Source organism: Paenibacillus sp. V4I3, from assembly GCF_030817215.1.
Classification (GTDB): domain Bacteria; phylum Bacillota; class Bacilli; order Paenibacillales; family NBRC-103111; genus Paenibacillus_E.
Genome location: NZ_JAUSZA010000001.1, coordinates 3,891,695 through 3,912,920 on the forward strand (window position 1 = coordinate 3,891,695; position 21,226 = coordinate 3,912,920).

The 21,226-nt window shown below is 45.0% G+C and carries 15 protein-coding genes and 1 riboswitch; of the genes, 11 read left to right on the forward strand and 4 right to left on the reverse strand.

Annotation, left to right across the window (positions count from 1 at the left end; genetic code table 11):
• Positions 1–12: 12 nt before the first annotated feature.
• Positions 13–891, reverse strand: a complete 879-nt coding sequence (locus QFZ77_RS17750) for a helix-turn-helix domain-containing protein (protein ID WP_307441482.1) — start codon at positions 889–891, stop codon at positions 13–15.
• Positions 892–1,021: 130 nt separating this feature from the next.
• Between QFZ77_RS17750 and QFZ77_RS17755 the strand changes: the two genes are divergently transcribed.
• Positions 1,022–4,003 carry a family 78 glycoside hydrolase catalytic domain gene (locus QFZ77_RS17755; RefSeq protein ID WP_307441484.1) on the forward strand — a complete coding sequence of 994 codons (2,982 nt, stop codon included), beginning with the start codon at positions 1,022–1,024 and terminating at the stop codon, positions 4,001–4,003.
• Positions 4,004–4,404: 401 nt separating this feature from the next.
• Here QFZ77_RS17755 and QFZ77_RS17760 read toward each other — a convergent pair whose 3' ends face one another.
• The gene (locus QFZ77_RS17760) at positions 4,405–5,118 is read right to left on the reverse strand and encodes a DUF977 family protein (protein ID WP_307441486.1); all 714 of its coding nucleotides are present in this window, start codon (positions 5,116–5,118) and stop codon (positions 4,405–4,407) included.
• Positions 5,093–6,724: an ATP-binding protein gene (locus QFZ77_RS17765; RefSeq protein WP_307441488.1), complete on the reverse strand. Its 1,632-nt coding sequence runs from the start codon at positions 6,722–6,724 to the stop codon at positions 5,093–5,095. The genes QFZ77_RS17760 and QFZ77_RS17765 overlap by 26 nt, the downstream gene beginning before the upstream one ends.
• 225 nt (positions 6,725–6,949) lie before the next feature.
• Between QFZ77_RS17765 and QFZ77_RS17770 the strand changes: the two genes are divergently transcribed.
• From QFZ77_RS17770 to QFZ77_RS17795, 6 genes are all read left to right on the forward strand, one after another.
• Complete coding sequence (locus QFZ77_RS17770) at positions 6,950–8,017, forward strand: Bug family tripartite tricarboxylate transporter substrate binding protein (protein ID WP_307441489.1); 1,068 nt, start codon at positions 6,950–6,952, stop codon at positions 8,015–8,017.
• Between the two features lie 75 nt (positions 8,018–8,092).
• Positions 8,093–8,551, forward strand: a complete 459-nt coding sequence (locus QFZ77_RS17775) for a tripartite tricarboxylate transporter TctB family protein (protein ID WP_307441490.1) — start codon at positions 8,093–8,095, stop codon at positions 8,549–8,551.
• Between the two features lie 55 nt (positions 8,552–8,606).
• A complete protein-coding gene (locus QFZ77_RS17780) occupies positions 8,607–10,133 on the forward strand; it encodes a tripartite tricarboxylate transporter permease (protein WP_307441491.1) in 1,527 nt (508 codons plus the stop codon).
• Positions 10,134–10,228: 95 nt separating this feature from the next.
• Positions 10,229–11,152: an AEC family transporter gene (locus tag QFZ77_RS17785; protein ID WP_307441493.1), complete on the forward strand. Its 924-nt coding sequence runs from the start codon at positions 10,229–10,231 to the stop codon at positions 11,150–11,152.
• Positions 11,153–11,183: 31 nt separating this feature from the next.
• Positions 11,184–12,617 carry an NAD-dependent malic enzyme gene (locus QFZ77_RS17790; RefSeq protein ID WP_307441496.1) on the forward strand — a complete coding sequence of 478 codons (1,434 nt, stop codon included), beginning with the start codon at positions 11,184–11,186 and terminating at the stop codon, positions 12,615–12,617.
• Positions 12,614–12,856, forward strand: coding sequence for an HPr family phosphocarrier protein (locus QFZ77_RS17795; RefSeq protein ID WP_307441497.1), 243 nt, complete (start codon positions 12,614–12,616; stop codon positions 12,854–12,856). The genes QFZ77_RS17790 and QFZ77_RS17795 overlap by 4 nt, the downstream gene beginning before the upstream one ends.
• 458 nt (positions 12,857–13,314) lie before the next feature.
• Here the strand turns inward: QFZ77_RS17795 and QFZ77_RS17800 are convergent, their stop codons facing one another.
• Complete coding sequence (locus tag QFZ77_RS17800; RefSeq protein ID WP_307441498.1) at positions 13,315–13,521, reverse strand: YrzA family protein; 207 nt, start codon at positions 13,519–13,521, stop codon at positions 13,315–13,317.
• A gap of 184 nt (positions 13,522–13,705) precedes the next feature.
• On the opposite strand from QFZ77_RS17800, the gene QFZ77_RS17805 reads away from it, so the two are divergent.
• The 4 genes from QFZ77_RS17805 to QFZ77_RS17820 all read left to right on the forward strand — a co-directional run bounded on the left by QFZ77_RS17805 (position 13,706) and on the right by QFZ77_RS17820 (position 21,191).
• Positions 13,706–15,460 (forward strand): ABC transporter ATP-binding protein, encoded by a 1,755-nt coding sequence (locus tag QFZ77_RS17805; protein ID WP_307441500.1) that lies wholly within the window; start codon positions 13,706–13,708, stop codon positions 15,458–15,460.
• On the forward strand, positions 15,444–17,246 hold the full coding sequence (locus tag QFZ77_RS17810; protein ID WP_307441501.1) for an ABC transporter ATP-binding protein: 1,803 nt from the start codon (positions 15,444–15,446) through the stop codon (positions 17,244–17,246). The genes QFZ77_RS17805 and QFZ77_RS17810 overlap by 17 nt, the downstream gene beginning before the upstream one ends.
• A 350-nt stretch (positions 17,247–17,596) precedes the next feature.
• A riboswitch (cyclic di-GMP riboswitch) is annotated at positions 17,597–17,682 on the forward strand.
• 94 nt (positions 17,683–17,776) lie between these two features.
• The gene (locus tag QFZ77_RS17815) at positions 17,777–19,447 is read left to right on the forward strand and encodes a pyridoxal phosphate-dependent decarboxylase family protein (RefSeq protein ID WP_307441502.1); all 1,671 of its coding nucleotides are present in this window, start codon (positions 17,777–17,779) and stop codon (positions 19,445–19,447) included.
• 7 nt (positions 19,448–19,454) lie between these two features.
• A complete protein-coding gene (locus tag QFZ77_RS17820) occupies positions 19,455–21,191 on the forward strand; it encodes a methyl-accepting chemotaxis protein (RefSeq protein WP_307441503.1) in 1,737 nt (578 codons plus the stop codon).
• Positions 21,192–21,226: the final 35 nt, after the last annotated feature.

The following is a 21,226-nucleotide window of genomic DNA, read 5'->3' on the forward strand; positions in this document are numbered from 1 at the left end:
GGCATTTTTTGTTTAACTATTCTGCTGTCGGAACTGGCTGGGGGTGACACCGGTCAGCTTTTTAAATAGATAATTAAAAAATTTCATATCCTGATAGCCGACACTTTCGGCGACATCACTGATCTTGTGATCGTTCGCTCGTAATTGCTGACAACAGGCTTCAATTCGTGCGTGCTGTACGTACTCCATGAAGGACATTCCCGTATGCTTTTTAAGCTGGCGATGAAGCTGACGCTCGCTGATGGTCAATCTGGCGGCAGCTTCCGTGAGCGATATTGGGCTGCTGCAATGCCCGCGAATATGGGCGAGGAGACTATCTAAGTCCTGTAGGCTCGCTTTGGACGATTCCGATGTGAAATCCATTTTGGAGCGATACATGTAAACAAGAAGCTGTTCCACACAAGTTTGTAAAATCGTCATAAAACCGCTTCGATGGGCGTTATATTCGAAGTGCAAACGTTCAAAAAGAGGCTGGAATTCCCCATTGCGCTCTTTAAAAGAGAGCCAAGTAGAGTGTTCGGTTGCCTGCATAAATAGGACGTTGAAGTCATCGTTACTTCCATGCCATTGCGAGTAAAATAACTGATTCAACCATTCCTGTGTAAAAATGCAATTGTAAACCACAAGGTTTTTTTTCTGAGCAGTAGATGATGGGCGAAACACATGGGAGACGCCAACCGGAATGAAAAAGAGATCTCCTTTGGATACGGGTAATGAGATATTGTCGATGTAATGTGCACCACTGCCCTCAGCTACATAGCTAATTTCAATAAAATCATGCGTATGCTGCAGCATTTCAAATGATTCGTGAACTCGGTTGACGTAAAGCGGAAGTTCTGGGAGGAAAAATTGATCGCCGGGCGTTTCGATAATACTTCGTTTAATCGTCATTTCGTTTTACTCCTATTATGTCAATTAAGACCCTAATGAATGTCGGAATTAACCCTAAAAATGAGTACGCTCTCATCATAAAATAAAGGCATCGAAGTAACAATCATTATTTTTGGTGGAGGCAGCTGAAATGAGACAATTAAAAACTGACTGGCAAGCTCAATGGGTTTGGGGGAATGGTGAAGCAAGTCCACGAAATGAGTGGCGGTGTTTCAGAAAGACATTCAATGTGGGCGCTGAAGGCTGGGGAGCAGCAAAGATATCCATTACTGCTGATTCGCGATACGCTTTATATGTGAATGGAATCAAAGTGGGACGAGGTCCTGTTCGTTCATGGCCTTTCGAGCAGTCTTATGATACTTATGAAATTGGACACTTGCTGCATAAAGGACGACCTAATGTGATTGGGGTCATGGTACTCCATTTCGGTGTGTCTAATTTCTATTATTTGCGCGGACGCGGCGGTTTGTTAGTGCAAGTAGAGAGTGAGCGTGAGCGTGAGGGTCATTCTGTCGTAGAGCTGGTGACGGACGAAAGCTGGAAAACCTCGCTGCATCTTGGGTATGATAGCCGCTCTGGGCGGATGTCGTGTCAGCAAGGCTTTGCTGAGCGGATGGATGCGAGCGCTTGGAGAGCGGATTGGTATTTGCCAGATTACGATGATTCTGTATGGGATCAAGCCTCTATCGTTGGAGCAGTTGGTATAGATCCTTGGAGCCGTCTTGTGCCGAGAGATATTCCATTCCTTACTGAGGAACTCGTGTGGCCGGTTCGTATCGAATCCCTTCACCAGGTAAAGCCCGTTGCATGGACTGCCTCGATTGATGTCCGTAATCAAATGGTGCCAGACAGTGTGAATCATGCGAATCCAGTGGGATTTGCTGGGTATATGGCAACGGTAGTGAGAACCGACAAGGCCGTAAAAGCTGTATTAGGACTCGTACAGCCGAGTACTGTGAAGGGATGCAGTGTGAATGGCGAGTGGCTGGATGAAGAGCGTTATACGGGTGTATTGCCGGAAAGGTATGCCGAGATTGAGCTGAAGGCAGGAGACAATCTCATCTTGTTGGAAACGACGGGTGTTGATCATGGCCGAACGCTGCAATTTGGCATTGATTGCGATGCTTATTTTGAGGTCGTTTCTCCGTTAGTGGAGGCAGGCCTCGATACTTCACCATTTATTTCAATCGGTCCTTTTGCATCTTTTGAATACATTGATCACCAGGAAAGCAGTGAAACTTTACAACCATATGTAGGCTATGGGTCATCTTCAGCGGGTGATGATCGAAGGGAGGAGTTGGAAGCAGATGCCAATCCTGCTTTTAAGATCTATGTGGAGATTCGCAGTCTTTCTACTGCTAGGGACCTTAGCCGCTATACGGATTGGGTTCGCCCTTTCCCACTGGAATTGGTGAGCAGGGATTCTATTTTTGCACTCAGTGTCTGGAAAAAAGAAGCGCTGGCGCAAGCTGTGCCTTACCCTTTGCAGCAAGCGGTCATCCCTAGTATGAATTCGGCTATTTTACCGAGATATGATGATGCGGATACGGAAATCATTCTTGATTTTGGCCGTGAGTTTTCTGGCTTTATACAGTTTGAAGTAGATGCCGCAGAAGGAACCATACTTGATTTCTATGGCTATGAATACATGCGCGACGGGTGGCGTCAAGACACGTTTGATTTAGACAATACGCTGCGTTACACGTGCTCAGAAGGGCGTCAATCGTATACGTCTTATGTACGCAGAGGGTTCCGATATTTGATGGTTACGGCAAGGAATGCTGCAAGAGCAGTCAAAATGTACGGCGTACAGGTGCAGCAAAGTAATTATCCTATAGCAGAAATAGGCAAGTTCCAGAGCTCAGATGCGCTTTTGAACGATATATGGCAGATTAGTAAACACACAACCCGACTTTGTATGGAAGATACATTCGTAGATTGTCCAGCTTATGAACAGGTTTTCTGGGTTGGGGACAGCCGGAACGAGGCATTAGTCAATTATTACGTGTTCGGAGCTACGGAGATAGTCGAGCGGTGTTTGCGGTTAGTGCCTGGTTCCAGCACACAAACACCGTTATATGTGGATCAGGTTCCTAGTGGGTGGAGCAGCGTCATTCCGAACTGGACGTTTTTCTGGGCGTTGGCCAGCTTTGAATATTACGAGCATACAGGCGATGAGGTTTTTGCGAGAGACTTATGGCCGCATATTCGTTATACCCTTGAGCATTATGAACAAAAATTGGATGATCGTGGATTGTTGTTTATAAAAGGCTGGAACTTGCTGGACTGGGCACCGATTGATCAGCCGAATAATGGGGTGGTCACCCACCAGAATATGATTCTGGTCAAAACGCTGCGAAGCGCGGCAGAGTTGGCGAAAGTCGTTGGCGATGTGGAAGAAGCAGCAGAATATGAAGGGAAAGCGCTTCGTCTGAGCCAAGCAATTAACAAGCATTTATGGAGCGAGGAGCGCAGTGCATACTTGGATTGTATCCATGCGAATAGCCGAGCTTCGACTGTTTTTAGTATGCAGACGCAGGTTATTGCTTACTTATGTGGTGTCGCTGAGGGCGAACGTGCAGAGCAGATGAAGATATATTTGTTTGCTCCGCCGCCGGATTTTGTTCAAATCGGGAGTCCGTTTATGTCCTTCTTTTATTATGAGGCTCTCGCGAAAATGGGCCGCATCGGTATTGATCGTATGATCACAGATATGCGGCAGCATTTTGGGCAAATGATTGAATATGACGCCACGACCTGCTGGGAAATGTACCCGAATTTCGCGGAAAATAGAGCGAACCCTGACATGCTGACGCGAAGTCACTGTCATGCGTGGTCGGCAGCGCCGGGCTATTTCTTAGGCGCGCATGTGCTTGGTGTCACTCCCGCCGACAAAGGCTGGCGGAAGGTCGTTGTTGCCCCGCAGCCTGCGGATTTGCAGTGGGCGAGGGGCACTGTTCCACTGCCGCAGGAGGGACGGATCGATGTCGCTTGGCGACTCGAGGAGGACGGACGCGTGATGCGGCTGCAGGTTTGGGCGCCGCGCAGCGTGGATGTGGAGATCCGCATCCCGGACGGCATGGACGGGATTGTGGAGCGTCACGAGGTATGACTTAAGATACGCCGGTTGGTTAGGCCGGCGTTTTTGTTTGGAGATTTTATCGTTTCAGATCCTAGGTGGGGGTGTATTGGACTGAAAATTGGGATGAGAGGACCAAAAAGGTCTTCTCAGAGGAGAGTAAACTTTGTTGTAAAGCTGAAAGTGCCGAAATGGCGATTAAAGCCGTAGGTTTTGAGGTTTTGCGTGTTTGAGGTTTAATGTAGGATTATTGGTCTGGAAATCGAGCTGTGAGGACCAAAAACGTCCTCTCAAAGTGAAGAACTAACTAACTCCAGCTGAGAAGTCAGAAAAGGACGTTCAGATCCTAGTTAGGAGTATTTGCCTGAAATTTGTTTAATGTCAACGCTAGTTTTCGGCGATACACCACGGCCTAGTGTGCATAACTCTATCAATCAAGCGTTTTTCCTCCGGTAAACCCGCTCCGGACGACCGACCACACCGTAAGACAGGTCGGCGTATAAATCGCCTGAGCTGACTAAGTGCTCGAGGTAGCGGCGGCCGGTGGAGCGGCTGACACCGATTTCTTTGGCGATCTGATCAGCGGTCAAGCCGCCGGATGCGCTAGAAATCGCTTGTACGATTTTTACCAACGTTAGCTTATCAATCCCTTTGGGCAGGAAAGAGGTGTCCAAGTTGTTTTCTTTCTTGGAAGTTCCTGACATAAGCCGATCAACATCGCTCTGATTGATCATGCCGCTTTGGTTCATCCGACTTAGTTCACGATGGAAATCCAGATAGCGCACTAGCGTTTCTTGAAGCCGATTAAAGACGAGCGGCTTGATGATATAATCAAACGCACCGCTCCGTATAGCATCCCGAATGGCGTCTATTTCTTTGGCAGCTGTGATCATAATGACGTCTGTTTCCCGGTAATGCTGCCGAATGAAGGAAAGCATCTCTAAGCCGTTGGCGCCCGGTAAATAGACATCGAGTAGGACGAGATTCGGAGTCAGAATTTCCAATTGCTCCTTGGCTTGACCCAGATCCGTAGCGATACCGACAACGTGGAATCCATCTACTTTTTCTATGAATCGTCTGTTAATCTCGGCAATTTTCTCATCATCTTCTACAATTAATACTTCAACGGTTTGATTCTGGTGTTTCATGGGGCAGACTCCTTTCTTTGAGATCAGGGATCTTGGGAATCGCAACGGTGAAAATTGTGCCGCCTGCGGGGTTTTTATGAAACGTAATGTATCCACTCAACTTTCCGACAGCATGCTGGACCAAAGCGAGTCCAATGCCGCGGTGTTCCCCCTCTTTGGTCGAAAAGCCTTTTTCAAATACAGCCATACTCATTTCCTCAGGAATTCCTACCCCTCGATCTTCACATTCGATAATAAGATCCTCACCAAGGTCGGTTAGAAATAATTTCACATACGGTTCCGTCTGATCGCCACCAGCAAGTACAGCTTCCATGGCATTGTCAACGAGATTACCAATGATGGTGATGAGCATATTTCGATCAATTTGAGCTGGGATGTCGCTGAATGAGCTTTCGTGATCGATTTCGAACGTTATCTTTAATTCCTGCGCATGATTAAATTTACCAATGAGCAGCCCGCCAATCATGGGATCTGGGATTTCTCGCATAATGAATTGTACCCAATTCTGATGCACATCGGCCTCCCGTGAGATAAGTTCGACAGCTTCTTGATACGATTCCAGTTGGATTAATCCAGATATCACATATAGCTTGTTCGAAAATTCATGCGTTTGTGCGCGAAGCGCCTCTGCAAAGCGTTTGACCTGAGACAATTCTTCGGCCAATCGATACAGCTCTGATTTGCTACGAAAGCTTGAAACTGCACCGGTCACGCCTAATTTTCGTTCAATAATCGGTACCCGATTCACAATAACCTCATGGTCGCCAATAAGCATTTCATGGTCAAATTCAGCTTTACCCGAACGAACGACTTCATACAATCTCGTATTCGGTATCATGTCCTCAATATGTCTTCCAGTAATCTTTGCTGTGACAGGCAGCTGCAGCAGCTGAAGCGCATAGCGATTTGCCATCGTAATAATACCCTCACGGTTTACCGCAATGATGCCTTCGCGTATGGACTCTAGAATCGCCTTCTTTTCGGTATATAATGCGCCGATTTCCTTGGGCTCTAAGCCATGAATGGAACGTCGGACGTTATTGGCGATGAGGACAGAACCGACAAGTCCAATGAGCAGAACAATCAAAGAGATCATCTCAATTCGTGTTTGATACGCAGTGGTAATTCGTGCAATGTCCTCAGTCAGGAAGCCGACGGATACGATACCAATCACTTGACCATTGTCGCCAAATACCGGAGCTTTGCCGCGGAGTGAGGGACCCAGAGACCCTATAGCCTTAGAAATAATGGATTGCCCCTCGAGAACGGGACCGTTGTCTCCACCGACCATTTCTTTGCCTATTCGATCAGGCAGGGGATGCGAATAACGGATACCTTCGCGGTTCCCAACAACGATGTATTCCGCAGCTATTTTCTCACGAACCGACTCCGCAATGGGTTGAATGACGGCCGAGGGGTCATTTAATTGAAAGGCATGCCTTATTTCTGGCATACTAGCCACGGTTTCCGCTACCTTCAAGGCGCGTGTACCAATCTGATCCTCAAGGGCGGAAGTCATCAGGTAATAGAAAATGCCGCCTAGACTTAGGATGATGAAGACAAGCAGTGAACAAATAATCAAGATTAGCTTGGTTTGCAGCCTCATTCCGAGTTAAAGCCCCCCGTTTTTGCTAGTATTGTATCATAAAGCGCTCTCATTTAGAGGGAAAACGCGTTGGAGCCGTCGTGAACAATATGAACAAAATGCCCAAAACGATGTTATTATAATTAATCTTGTTAAACTTCTCAAATTTCTATTCAGGTGATATTCTGAAAGCGCTTCAAAGAAAGCGGATTCACATTTAACACCAAAAAGTTGGAGGGGTTTCATTTGATAAAAAATGTCTTAGCAGCATCTTTGAAAGTAACATCGATCAGTTTATTAGCAATCTCCTTGGCAGCATGCGGTAATGGGGCAGCTAAACCAACAGACGCAACGGGTGACAAGGCCAAAGAAACAACAGCACCAGCACAAGCGGCATCCAAATATCCAGAAAAAGCGCTGAGCATCATCGCGCCATCCGGTGCAGGCGGCGGTTGGGATATGACGGCTCGTACGATTGCCAAAGTATTGTCGGAAACGAAAGCACTTGATAAGCCGATTTCGGTTGAAAATAAACCGGGTGGAGGCGGTACCGTCTTCATGGCGGAATATGCTACGAAAGATGTGAAAGACAATTACAAATTGTTCGTTAGCTCACCGCCTATTCTTATTAACCATCTGAAAAAAGAAGGCAACACGCCATACGGTTATACAGATACAACGCCACTTGCTCAATTGACGAAGGATTATGGCGCAGTTGCGGTTGCGGCAAACTCAAAATATAAAGATTTGAAATCACTGTTGGATGATATGAAAGCGGATCCTACGAAACTGACGGTTGCTGGTGGTTCTGCACCAGGCTCTATGGATCATCTGGTTTCCATTCTTCCTGCCTTCAAATACGGTATCGACCCGAAAAAGGTGAAATACGTATCCTATGATGGCGGCGGGGAAGCGGTAACAGCATTGCTTGGCGGTAATGCGGATGTACTTGGAACTGATGCATCTTCCTTAGATCAGTATGTAAAAGCTGGCAAAATCAGAGTGCTTGCTGTGGCATCTCCGCAACGACTTGGTGGCAGCATGAAAGATGTTCCAACGATGAAAGAGCAAGGTGTTGACGCTGAGTTCTTAATCTGGCGCGGCTTCTTCGGACCTAAGAATATGGACGCTGGGGCGAAAAAGTTCTGGGAAGATACGATCAAGAAAATGGTTGATTCCGATACATGGAAAAAAGAAATGACAGCAAACAACTGGGAAACAGATTATAAAAAAGCGGATGATTTCAAAGCTTTCCTAGGTCAGCAAGAAACGCAATTGAAAGATATGTTGACAGCTTTGGGTATGCAGAAATAAGAGAGCCTTTGGATGCTGGGGAGAAGCGAATTTGACTTCTTCCCATGCACGAAGGGCGGGAGGTTGAGAAGGCATATGAATACCATGTTTGACCGTTATGCAGGTATCGTTTTTTTCGCTATCGGCACCACATTTGTGATCGGCAGCAGGAGCATTTCAACAAGTGCATATGGCAGTAATGTAGGCGCAAATATATTCCCAATGATGCTGGGGTCTTTCCTAGCATTAATGAGCATTCGTCTCATTTACGATACATTCCGCAAGCAGCAAACGCAAAAGCATAAAGAAAATTTGGATTACAAAAGATTTGGTATCATTTTCGTTTCAGCAGTCCTATATGCGTTATTTCTGGAAGATATCGGATTCGTCATCTCCACGTTTCTCTTTTTAATGATTGGGTTCCAAACGATGCAAAAAGGTAGAGTTTGGGTTTCACTTTTGATCTCAGCTGCATTTTCCTACGGGGTGTATTCGCTGTATGTGAATGGATTGGATGGGTCGCTTCCTGGATTCCCAACTTGGTTAGGCTTCTAAGATATCGCTTACGCAGTGGGTTTGCTAAAAAGCAAGCTCTAAGGAGGTTATTGAAATGAGCACGATTGATTATGTGCTTCATGGCTTGGGTACTGCAATGCAGTGGCACAATGTCGTGTTTGTTTTTCTAGGCGTATTAATTGGTACAGTGGTAGGTGTCCTACCCGGGATTGGACCCATGAGCGGTGTAGCTCTGTTAATCCCGATTACAGCGACTATGACCGCAGGATTAGGCCCTGAAGAAGCCGCGACGAGCTCCATTATTCTGCTCGCTGGTGTCTATTATGGAGCGATGTATGGAGGTTCGACGACTTCCATCCTGCTGAATACACCGGGAGAATCTTCTTCCGTAGTAACGACCTTAGATGGTTATCAGATGGCTAAACAAGGCAGAGCCGGTGCTGCGCTTGCGATTTCGGCAATCGGTTCCTTTGCGGCTGGCATTATTTCTCTAATAGGCCTTATCTTCCTAGCTAGGCCCTTGTCGGCAGTTGCCATTAAGTTTGGCCCAGCTGAATATTTCTCCCTCATGGTTCTCGGCTTACTCGCAATCAGCGGTCTAGCTGGTAAATCTATGGTCAAAGCTTTAATGATGACAGCTTTCGGACTGCTGCTCGCAACGATCGGGATTGATAATGTATCCGGCGTTGAACGGTTTACATTTAATATTCCGGAGCTCTATCAGGGCTTGGAATTCCTTACCGTGGCCGTAGGTACTTTCGCTGTCGGTGAAGTATTCAAGACCATTCTACAGCGGGAAGGTAACGATGGAGAATTGGCCAAAATCAATCGAATCCTACCAACGAAGCAGGATTTGAAAGATAGCGCGGCACCTATCGCTCGAGGCTCAGTTCTTGGATTTTTCATCGGGCTTTTACCTGGTGCCGGTGCTATTCTTGCCTCCTTTTTCGCTTATATTGTAGAAAAGAAAATCAGTAAAAATCCCGAGAAATTCGGGAAGGGTGCCATTGAAGGTGTAGCTTCTCCGGAAGCTGCGAATAATGCGGCATCAGGCGGCGCCATGATTCCACTTTTGACACTCGGCATTCCTTCATCCGGGACAACTGCTATTCTGATGGGTGCTTTCATTATGTACAATGTTCAGCCGGGTCCTTTGTTATTCCAAGATCACCCGCAGCTCGCATGGGGCGTTATTGCCAGTATGTTCGTGGGTAACCTGATGCTGCTTATTCTGAATATGCCGCTCGTCAAAGTGTTTGCCAAAGTCATTGAAACACCAACGAAATATTTGATTCCATTAATTATCGTGTTTTCCGTATTCGGAGTTTACGCGGTTCAATATTCAACGTTTGATTTGCTCTTGATTATGGGCTGCGGTCTTGTTGGGTACTTCTTATCGAAAAATGATTACCCGTTAGCACCACTGGTACTTGGTCTTATTCTTGGACCGATGCTGGAAAATAACATGCGCAGAGCATTGACCATTTCGAATGGAGATTTCATGATTTTCTTACAAAAACCTGTTTCCCTCGCCTTCTTAATTATCGGTTTCCTTTGGTTGACGATCCCGTTAATCCTAAAGATGAGAGGCAAGAATGTTCTTGTAAACGAAGAAGCATAAGCTGGACGAAAACCCCTATGATGCTGGGTGGAGCTCTGATACCAATCAGCCTCTACCTTGTGTACTAGGGGTTTCATTTCATGGAGTGAATTCAGATGGACGTACTATTTCTTATCGTGCTCAATGTCATTGTACCTGTTTTTATATTAATTGGAGCTGGGGCTTTTATGCATCGTGTATTTCATTTCGATATGAGTACACTGTCTAAGCTCAATGCGTATTTCTTACTTCCAGCCGTCTCTTTTACGAATATTTATCAAAGTAAGCTGGAATGGAGTACGCTGCTGCAAATCGTTAGCTTTTTGCTTCTGCAAAGTATTGCTTTAATCGCGCTGAGTGTAGGAACTGCAAAGTTAGCTAAATTTGATAAAAGCTTGTCCTCCAGCTTTTCGAATAGTGTAGTGCTAAGCAATTCGGGTAATTTCGGCTTGCCGGTGTCACAGCTAGTGTTTCAGGGGAACCCGGTCGGCTTGTCTGTTCAAGTTATTGTAACCATCTATCAAAACCTTTTAACCAATACATATGGGTTGGTTAATGCTGTTTCCGCTCAAAGCCAAGGACAGAAGATGCTGCGAGAGCTTTTGAAAAACCCAATGATTCTTGCATTTTTACTTGGGTTACTGATGCATATTCTAGCGATTCCAATACCGGCATTCATATGGCATCCGCTCCAGAATGTATCTAACGCCTTCCTTGCTATAGCACTAGTTACGCTAGGTGCACAGAGTGCTTACTTGCAGTTTAAGCAGCTTAGCAGCGCACTTATTTTCAGCCTTCTCGGAAGACTTGTTGTCTCACCGATTCTCGCACTAATCTTGATTTTACTGCTTCATTTAGAAGGGACAACCGCACAAGCCTTGCTTATCGCCAGCTCATTTCCCACGTCAAGGAACAGCGCGGTATTTGCATTGGAATACGGGAATCACCCGGAATACGCGGCTCAAGTGGTCCTTCTTTCTACTTTACTCAGCAGCTTGACTGTTACCGTAGTCGTGTACGTATCGAAACTATTATTTTAGGCATGATGCCCGTAGAAACGAGGAGTTCACTTTGAAAGACACGATTGGTGGCAAAAGCATTATTCTGCGCGTGGAGCTGCAAACTGAAGCCGTTCATTTTGGACAATTAATCACCGTCATTACGGAAAATGGTGGGGATGTTATTGCCATTGACGTTATCCAAACAGGCCCAAATTGGACGGTTCGTGATATTACTGTCACAGCATCCGAACAGGTTCAACTGGAGGCCGTCACCGGCGCCATCAAGTTGCTTCAGGGTGTAAAGCTTGTTCATGTATCGGATCGCACCTTCCTGCTTCACCTAGGTGGCAAGATCGAGATGAAGCCTAAGGTGCCGATTCAGAATCGGGACGATCTGTCTCGGGTATATACACCCGATGTTGCGCGAGTTTGTATGGCGATTCATGAGAAGCAGGAGAATGCGTACAAACTTACAATTAAGCGGAATACGGTTGCTGTTGTTTCGGATGGCAGTGCGGTACTAGGTTTGGGAAATATCGGACCCTACGCAGCTATGCCAGTCATGGAAGGTAAGGCGATGCTCTTCAAGCAGCTCGCGGATGTCGATGCTTTTCCAATCTGCTTAGACACGCAAAACACGGAAGAAATTATTGCCACGATTAAGAATCTAGCCCCAGCTTTTGGCGGGATCAATTTAGAGGATATCTCTTCGCCGCGTTGTTTTGAAATTGAGGAAAGGCTGCGCGAAGAGCTTGATATTCCTGTATTCCATGATGATCAGCATGGGACGGCAGTCGTTCTATATGCGGGGCTCATTAATGCACTGAAAGTCGTTGGGAAATCGATTAACGAAGCCAAGGTTGTCATTTGTGGCATTGGGGCGGCTGGCATAGCTTGCTCCAACATACTACTCGCAGCAGGTGTCAAAGAATTGATCGGAGTTGATCGAGAAGGAGCTTTGGTGAGCAGCACTTCGTATAGCAATCCCATGTGGAACTGGTACGCGGAACGGACCAACCCGAATCGACTAACGGGTTCCTTGCACGAAATTATTGAAGGGGCCGATGTCTTTATCGGATTATCCTCCGGTGGTGTGCTGAAGCGCCTCGATGTTGAGCGGATGGCGCCGCATCCCATTGTCTTCGTGATGGCGAATCCGACACCGGAGATTCATCCCGATGAGATTGAAGACATTGCAGGCGTAATAGCGACCGGAAGGTCTGATTTCCCGAATCAGATTAATAATGTCCTATGCTTCCCAGGCATTTTTCGAGCCGCGTTAGACTGCCAGGCTACGACAATTAATGAGGAAATGAAGCTAGCTGCTTCCGCTGCTATCGCCTCTGTTGTAGCCCCGCAAGAATTGAACAAGCTGTACATTATTCCGAGTGTTTTCAATCAAGAGGTAGTTAGACGTATTCGAACAGGGGTCATTGAAGCAGCAATAAGAACCGGAGTGGCTAGGAGAATGCCGCGCGAATTCAGGTCGGGGGGATCCATATGAGTGGTTTAGGGACAAGAGCGATTGTAGAAATCAACCAAGTGGCAAATCAATTTCAATCGAGCATTGTTATCAAAGTGGGCAAGCGTTTCATCGATGTCAAAAGCATTCTTGGTCTAAGCATTACACTCTTCAGCAACGAGGTGTACCATTTAGAAATTCATGGCCCCGACGAAGCTGAGGCTAAGCTTGCCATGGAGGAGCTATTTATCAAACATGGGCTTCCGCTTAGCGGAGTTTGAACAGGAACGAAGGGTTGTCACTAAAGGGCAACACCGAGTGAGAACAAGAAGTGGCAACACCAATCGAGCAATCCCAAAATCTGAGCAAAAAACCTTCAACACCACTATTAGAGTGGAGCTGAAGGTTTTTTTATCGCATTTTACTTACATTGGAGAAGATTTGTTACACAAGTTGTACATCGTACAACAATTTCCATGATTTCTTCTTGTTAAACGGAAGATGTTGTATGTTGTGCAACAATTTAGCCTTCATTCCTGCTTTTGAGCTACTTTTTGCTGAGATTGTTGTACTTTCTTTTTACAACAATGGATAGGAATAATGTGGATTTACTTACCTAATGCTGTAAAAAGTACAACATCAGGCAAGTAAATGTTTAAAACACCACGTTTGGGCTTGCTTGCATCAACTGTGACAAATATTCTAGTCCAAGAGCGGTGTAAGTAAGCGGTTTATCTAGTTATTTAACCTTAAAATGCACAACTGCGCTATACAGCATTTTACCAGCGTTCGGGTCGAACACGATGTGATGCTGAATCGCGAACACGTCCAGCAATAAAGCCTTGTTGTTATCGATTTGATCGTTGATTTGCCTTTCCAGCGTCTTCATATCATAAGCTTGAAAAAACTCGATTTTATTATCTATGCGATCCAAAAGAAAGTCCATGATCTTACTCCTCCCTAAGCTAAGTTGTAAAGTTAAGACAACTTCTCTTATTATAACGTCAATATCTGATATAGGAAGTACATCTGATTAGGCGTATACTGTAAAGGGATACATGACCGCATGTTCAGATGGATCGGGAATACCTCATTTGCTAGACAAACTTGTAGTAGGAAGTGATGTTGTTTTGAAGTCTACACGGTTATTGGTTGATTTCTTCAAAGAGAAATGGCCGTTGTACGTTGTAGCCGCATTGTCCATTTCTTTAGGTAACATTGTTCACTCGTACTACCCCAAGCTGCTTGGCATGTTTACAGACCAGCTGCAGCAAGGACTTTTGAGCAAAACTCTTATTGTTGACTACAGTCTAAAGCTGCTGATGATTGGCGTTACATTCGGTGTTTTAGCAGCCATTGGTCAGTATATGATCATGCGTAACGGAAGACGCTTCGAGTTTGTTTCAAGAAACCGCCTGTTTAACCATTTCACACAACTGGGCGCAACATTTTATTCAAAGAACGGCGTTGGTAAGCTGCTGAGCTATGTGATGAATGACGTAACTGTCATTCGAGAATCGATTTCCATGGGGATTAACCACGTGATAAACTCTGCGATTTTGATCACGGCTGTCATTGTTATGATGCTGTTCAGTTCGATCCCGCTCTATTTAATTCTCGTCTGTATATTGCCCTTATTGCTTATTCCTGTTCTAACCGTTCGATTTCAGCCTATTATTAAAAAGCATTCCTTGCAGGTACAAGAAGCATTGGGCAAAATGACGGAATCGGCCGAGGAACAATTCGGCGGCATACGGGTAGCCAAGAAATTCGCTGTGGAACCGATCATGGTTCGTAGATTCAGCGAAACGGTAGATCGGATTCGCGACAACCAATTAAGATTGGTTCGGCTATCTTCCTTATTTGAAGCACTTATTCCGTTTCTGGGCGCAGTATCGCTGATCATCGCGATTGCTTTCGGGGGCTATTTGACCATTCAAGGGCGAATTACGATTGGCCATTTCGTTGAATTAACGCTATACATACGGATGATGGTAAACCCTTTACAGCAAATTGGCCGCGTCATTAACGCCATGCAGCGCTCTCGAGCTTCGCTTGAACGAATGAACGAGCTGCTCGATTTGAAATCCGAAATTGTGCAAAACGAGCTCGCGCAAATATCCGATCTCGATCACGAGGGAATTCGGATTGAACACTTGTCCTTTGCCTATCCTGATGATGAGGACGAAGTGCTTCATGACATAACACTGACGATTGAACCTGGTAAATCCATTGGCATTATCGGGAAAACAGGCAGCGGTAAATCGACATTGGTGAAGCTAATGCTTAGGATATACGACCCACCGGAGGGGACGGTTTGGATTGGGGATACGGATATTCGCGATGTGACATTAGAAAGCTTGCGAAATCAAATCGCTTACGTTCCACAAGAGGGGTTCTTATTTAGCACGACCATTCGCGATAACATCGCCTTTTATAAAAGAGAATTACCCTTAGAACAGGTTGAGCGTGCTGCCAAGAAAGCACAAATCCTCTCCAGCATTACGTCATTTCCTGAGAAGTTTGAGACGAAGCTGGGTGAGCGCGGTGTCACCTTATCAGGTGGGCAGCGTCAACGAACAAGCTTAGCTAGAGGGATCATTAAGGATTCTCCTTTGATGATTCTAGATGATAGTGTTAGTGCTGTAGATTCCGTGACGGAGAGGCACATCATCGATACGATCCGCAAAGAGCGATTGAACAAAACGACCATTTGGATTGCTCATCGGATCTCCGCTCTGAAGCATACGGATGAAATTATCGTGCTTCACGAAGGCAGGATTGTGCAGCGCGGCACGCACGAAGAGCTAATTGCGCAAGAAGGCTTGTACGCCGAGCTTCATGCGATACAAGAGGGAGGTAGCGACGATGCCCAAACAGAGTAACAAAAGCAATGAGGAGCGGCAGAAGACGCGATCTTCCTTTCGTTCTTTATCCGTTTATGCCAAACCGCATAGGTTTACCTTTGCAGCTGTTTTATTTTGCGCGTTACTTGGGATAGCAGCCGATTTGTTTCAGCCGTATCTGGTTAAGATCGCGATTGATGATAATTTGATGATTGGGAAAAATGATTATCGCTCACTGCTGCTCATTTGCTTGTTCTATGCAGGTCTATCTATCAGCAGTTTATTCTTCAGTTATCTGCAGAACAATTTATTGCAGTTTGCTGGCCAAAGCATCGTCGCCAAAATACGCAAGGATTTGTTCGAGCACATCTTTAAGCAGTCGATGTCTTATTATGACCGGACACCAAGCGGCAGCCTGATTACGCATGTTTCTAGTGACACGGAAACGCTGAATCAGTTTTTTACGCAGGTTCTTTTAAGTCTGGTTCGCGATGGCATGACACTCATATTCATCATCGTGCTGATGTATCATCTAGACCCACAGCTAACGCTGTACAGCATGATTGTGATTCCCATCATTGTGCTCATAGCGGTTAGCTTTCGCAGATATATGCGCAAAACCTATCAGCTCTCGAGGACGCAGTTGTCTCAAATGGTTGCCTTTGCCGCTGAGAATTTATCTGGGATGCATCTCATTCAAGCTTTTCATCAAGAGAAGGAACAGATGAATCGCTTCACTGAGCGGAATCTGGGGTATTTCCGTGCTAATTTGAGAGAAATTCGTACCAATGTTTTGTTCAATCGTTCCTTTGATATTTTGGGCAATTTATCGGTAGCCTTTATTACTTGGATTGGCGGTATTGCCGTTTTTGATAAAACAATTGAATTCGGTGTTTTGTATGCATTTATAACGTATATTCGGCAGTTTTTTCAACCGATTAATAACATTACACAGCAGTGGAATACCCTTCAATCTACGACGGTGTCTGTCAATCGAATTTGGAATATCTTCTCCATTCAACCGGAAGTTAAGGATAAGGAAGGCGTGTTGTGGCCCTCGTTGTCCGACGTGAAGGGGGACATTCATTTCAATCATGTGCATTTTGGATATTTGAAGGATACAGCTGTTATTGAGGATCTAGAGCTTCATATTGAACCCGGCGAAATGATCGGTATTGTTGGGACGACGGGCGCAGGTAAAAGCTCGCTGATTAGTCTGCTTTGCCGCTTTTATGATGTGCAGGAGGGAAGTATCAGCATTGATGGCACGGATCTTCGAGATATCCCGCAGGCCGTATTACATCGTATGGTTGGACTTGTACAGCAGGAACCGTATTTATATGCAGGCAGTATTCTAGACAATGTCCGGATGTTCGATGAAACCATTACACGTGAGGAAGTTATTGAGGCATGCAGGATGGTTGGGGCAGACATTCTCATTTCACGAATGAAGGATGGTTATGAGACACGCATATCCGAGAGAGGAAGCGGGCTTTCCGCAGGAGAGAGACAGCTGATCTCGTTCGCGCGAATTATCGTATTTCAGCCGAAAGTACTGATTCTAGATGAAGCTACAGCGAATTTGGATTCCCAAACGGAGCAGTTGATTCAATCCGCGCTGCAGGTCGTAGCCGAGGGAAGAACGACACTTGTCATTGCGCATCGCATCTCGACCATTATGCATGCCAACCGCATCATTGTGATGAGTCAGGGGAAAATTGTTGAAGAAGGGAACCACGCTCAATTACTTGCTCTCCGTGGCTATTACGAGCAATTATATCTGCATTCACAGGGGAATATGGATCCTGCACAAACCATTTCGTAGCCTGAATGCACCGCAACTGAGGGTGTGAAAATAAGCTTTGTCGGACTCCTTGTTAGGAAGTCGTGACGAAGCTTTTTTTATACGTGATAAAAGTCCTAGAAGGATCCGCAAGATTCTATCGTTTATTGCTTAAATTGATTGGTATAAACTGTCTCGAAAAGAGACAAATGAACCTATTTTATCAAGGGGTCAGGGAAAATGTTAAAAAAGCAATTTAGTTACATTATAATAACTTAACAAACAATAATGGAAAATTGTGTTGTTTTATTTATATTACTATACTATACTAATGTATAAAATTGTAAAGTTTTGTTGTCGGTTATTGTCGAAGATGGGAATTTTCACCTACAACTTTATAATGGCAAACCTATTGAAAAATAGGGACGCAAAGCTAGAGGGACTACATCCAACAAGGATATGTCAGCCAGTTGCATTGTAGCAATTGGAGGAATAGGGGCATTTATGCCTATGTTTCTCCTTTTTTTTGTGAACATTTTCTTCAAGCAATTCTATCGATAGGAGAGAAATTAATGAGAGAGAAAAGACTAACGAATGTACAGCAACTATTCCCCAGTGAGGATGGAAACCAACAAACGCGTCAAATCGTTTTGCGGCTCATTGAACAATTAGTAACGGGAGTGGATGATCTCAAAAACCCGGACGGCGTCAATCTCAAGGGCGAGAAAAACCGAACAGGGACCTTTTATAACAATCTTATTCGAAATAGCTCCATTCCTAATGGCAGCGTCCCCTTAGAGGAAGTTAATACAGAGTTATTGAAATTGCTGCATGATCATCCATATCATACGAAATATTTTTTAACGAATATTTTGCCGATGGCCAGTATCCCGGGAATTATGGGCATGATCGCGGCGTTTTTGGTTAACGGCAACAATTTATGGGATGTATACGGCCCAGCCGGAGCTGAAACGGAAATAAGGGTCATCAGCATGATGTCCAAATTAATAGGCTATGATGCGTTGAAAAGCGGCGGGTATACGACATGGGGCGGGCAAGGAGCTGTATTCTCAGGACTCCGGATAGCGATCGCCAAATTCGTTCCGGATGCATTGCAAAAAGGTGTTCCCGACAACTTGTATGCTTTTTGTTCCGAAGCCGCTCACTACAGCTTGTTTAAATCTATGGAGGCATCAGGCATAGGGAGCGATAGATTGATCCGAGTTCGCACGAACACTGACAGCTCCATGGATGTGGAAGATTTGCAACATAAAATGGAAGAAGTGATCGCAAGAGGCGGAATCCCGATGTACATTGTAGCTACGACAGGAACGACGGATGCCATGGGGATTGACGATTTGGAACAAATTTATGCTGTGTCTGACAAGTCAGCCGTTCGTCATGGGTTGCGCAGACCTCATATTCATGCAGACTCTGCTTTAGGTGCATTCTTTGCTTTCTTTAATGACTATGATTTCGCCGCCAATCCACTTGAATTAAAGAAAGATGTCGCTCAGGCTTTAATTTCTATTCAAAGCAAGATGAAGCACTTGCATTTGGCCGACTCGCTCTGCTTCGATTTTCAAAAGCTAGGGCAAACCCCTTACCTGACAAGTCTATTCCTGGTCAAGGATGCCGCCGATTTAAGGCTCATGGATCTGCATCCGGATGAAACCCCCTATGTCGGACATCGGGGATACGGTCAGTATCATTCCGGATATACGTTGGAGTGCTCGCGCATGGCTAGCTCCATCAGTATATACAGCGCTTTGCTTGCATTCGGTATTCAAGGGTATCAGCAATTGCTAGCTCAGTTCGTTGAGGTTAATCTCGCTTTCCGGGAAGCGCTGCGTCAAGAAATCCCTCAAGCTGAAATCGTTAATAACGACAACCCCGGCATCATTACATTATTTCGTATATATCCGGAAGGCAGTCCTCAATTTCAGGAAGAAGTTTCGGGCAAGTGCACGCTTAAGGAAATTGAACGGAATAATAAATTTAACGAGCGTTTATTCGAAATGCTTGGGAATCATCGCGACCGTATATTTTTTGGCGATACCAAAAAGCATCTGCTTGTTCAAACGAAAGATGATAGTTCTATCGCATTATACGCGACAAAGATTTTTGTCATCTCCCCTTATACGGAGACAAAACACGTACATGAAATTATTCAATATTTGAAAGAAACTGTAGCGCAAGTTTACGAGAAATATTCCGAAACATCGATATTAAGCAGGAGGTAATTGAAAAGTGGCAAAGCATGCTCCAAATAAAATAATAAACTGGTTCAAAGGACAAATCGCGGTGAAGATGACGAGCAGTATCTTGCTGCTGTTGGTATTCGTATGCGCAGCTTTCTCCGTCTCTTCCTATTTGGCCAGTAAAAGTTTAACAACGAAGCTTGAGGATCAATTCGTACTAAGATTGACCACAAATATTGAAAATATTTCGAAATATCTGACTTCAATTCCCGAACATGCAGATGAAATTACAGGCAAAGATAAACCGGCCTATACGAAAATTAAACAGCAATTTGAACAGTTTAAAAAGCAAGACTCTCTTGAGAATGTCTATGTCTTACAGAAAGTCCAAAATAAAGATCAAATCGTCATTTTAACCGGACTTGATGAAGATTTCGGCACCGAGTATCCTTTTACGCCTGAGATGAACAACGCGATCAAGGACAATAAATTAACGATCAGTGAAATTTATAAGGATGATTTTGGTATACATAAATCAGTATTTGTTCCCCTCAAAAACGGTAAAGGCGAAAATGTCGGAATTGTCGGCATTGATTTAGACGCCTCGGTCGTTCCCAAAACGAAGCAAGAATTGTTATGGACAACCTTTACGATTACCTTATTCGTTGTAGTCTTAGGCGGTTTAATAGCCTATTTCATAAGTCGGAGTGTGACGAGACCGGTCATTCAACTGATGCGTATAACAGAAAAGGTTGCTGCCGGTGATTTGTCTGCACAAGTCTCTATTCAGCGAGTAGATGAGATCGGTAAATTGGCAAATGCTTTTAACGAGATGCGTCAGAATTTAGATTCCTTGATCCGCCAAATATTTTCTTCATCCAACCTCATTACCAATACCAGCGCACAATTGTATCAGTCTGCGGACGAATCTAGCGCAAGTAGCGGGCAGGTTGCCGTTTCTATGAACAGCATGAACGAAGGGGTTGCTGAAGTTGTTTCTTCCATTACAGAGAGTACTTCATCCATCGTTGAGATCAATTCGGAGCTATCAGAAGTAACATCCGAAGTCAAAGAGATGCAGGAAATGGCCCATAAGGTAGGTGCACAATCTGCAGACGGCCAGCAGCTTGTTGAGAAGACATTACATCAGATGAATGTTATTCAGAAAGAGATGAAGCATTCCCAAGAAGCCGCGCAGCAGCTTGGAAACCGTTCGAAGGAAATCGGGGAAATTATCCATATCATCACTGAAATTGCACAGCAGACGAACCTATTGGCTCTGAATGCGTCCATTGAAGCGGCACGGGTTGGCGAACAGGGGAAAGGCTTTGCCGTTGTCGCTGGTGAAGTGAAGAAGCTGGCCGAGCAATCCACGAAAGCCGCAAGCTCGATCACCGAGCTCGTTTCCAGTACCCAAAATGATAGCCTTCTTGTTATGGAGAGCATTGTTCAGGGAAATCAAGCAGTTGAACAAGGTCAAAGCTGGATTAATGATACGTATGAAAGTTTTAAAGTTATTTTTAACGGTATTTCCGTTTTCTCCAATCGGACAGACCATTTGATCAGTACTTTAGAGAGAGCAGAAAGATCCTTTGAGATCATTTCTAACGCCATGCAGAAAATCTCTGGGATTACTGAGGAACAATCTGCAGGCTACGAGGAAGTTGCGGCGGCAGCTCAAGAGCAAAGTGCTTCCATTCAGGAAATTACTTCGGCTATTCGCCAGTTATCTGATATGGCTGTTGTACTGCAAAGTTCTGTTCAAAATTTTAAGATTACAAATTGAATTTAAGGGTTTTCTTTATTTGATTACTTGCCAGC

Coding starts and splice junctions, on each gene's coding strand:
- QFZ77_RS17765 (WP_307441488.1), bottom strand. CDS start 6,724: ATGAGGCTGCAAACCAAGCTAATCTTGATTATTTGTTCACTGCTTGTC.
- QFZ77_RS17800 (WP_307441498.1), bottom strand. CDS start 13,521: ATGGACTTTCTTTTGGATCGCATAGATAATAAAATCGAGTTTTTTCAA.
- QFZ77_RS17750 (WP_307441482.1), bottom strand. CDS start 891: ATGACGATTAAACGAAGTATTATCGAAACGCCCGGCGATCAATTTTTC.
- QFZ77_RS17810 (WP_307441501.1), top strand. CDS start 15,444: ATGCCCAAACAGAGTAACAAAAGCAATGAGGAGCGGCAGAAGACGCGA.
- QFZ77_RS17775 (WP_307441490.1), top strand. CDS start 8,093: ATGAATACCATGTTTGACCGTTATGCAGGTATCGTTTTTTTCGCTATC.
- QFZ77_RS17780 (WP_307441491.1), top strand. CDS start 8,607: ATGAGCACGATTGATTATGTGCTTCATGGCTTGGGTACTGCAATGCAG.
- QFZ77_RS17785 (WP_307441493.1), top strand. CDS start 10,229: ATGGACGTACTATTTCTTATCGTGCTCAATGTCATTGTACCTGTTTTT.
- QFZ77_RS17760 (WP_307441486.1), bottom strand. CDS start 5,118: ATGAAACACCAGAATCAAACCGTTGAAGTATTAATTGTAGAAGATGAT.
- QFZ77_RS17795 (WP_307441497.1), top strand. CDS start 12,614: ATGAGTGGTTTAGGGACAAGAGCGATTGTAGAAATCAACCAAGTGGCA.
- QFZ77_RS17755 (WP_307441484.1), top strand. CDS start 1,022: ATGAGACAATTAAAAACTGACTGGCAAGCTCAATGGGTTTGGGGGAAT.
- QFZ77_RS17815 (WP_307441502.1), top strand. CDS start 17,777: ATGAGAGAGAAAAGACTAACGAATGTACAGCAACTATTCCCCAGTGAG.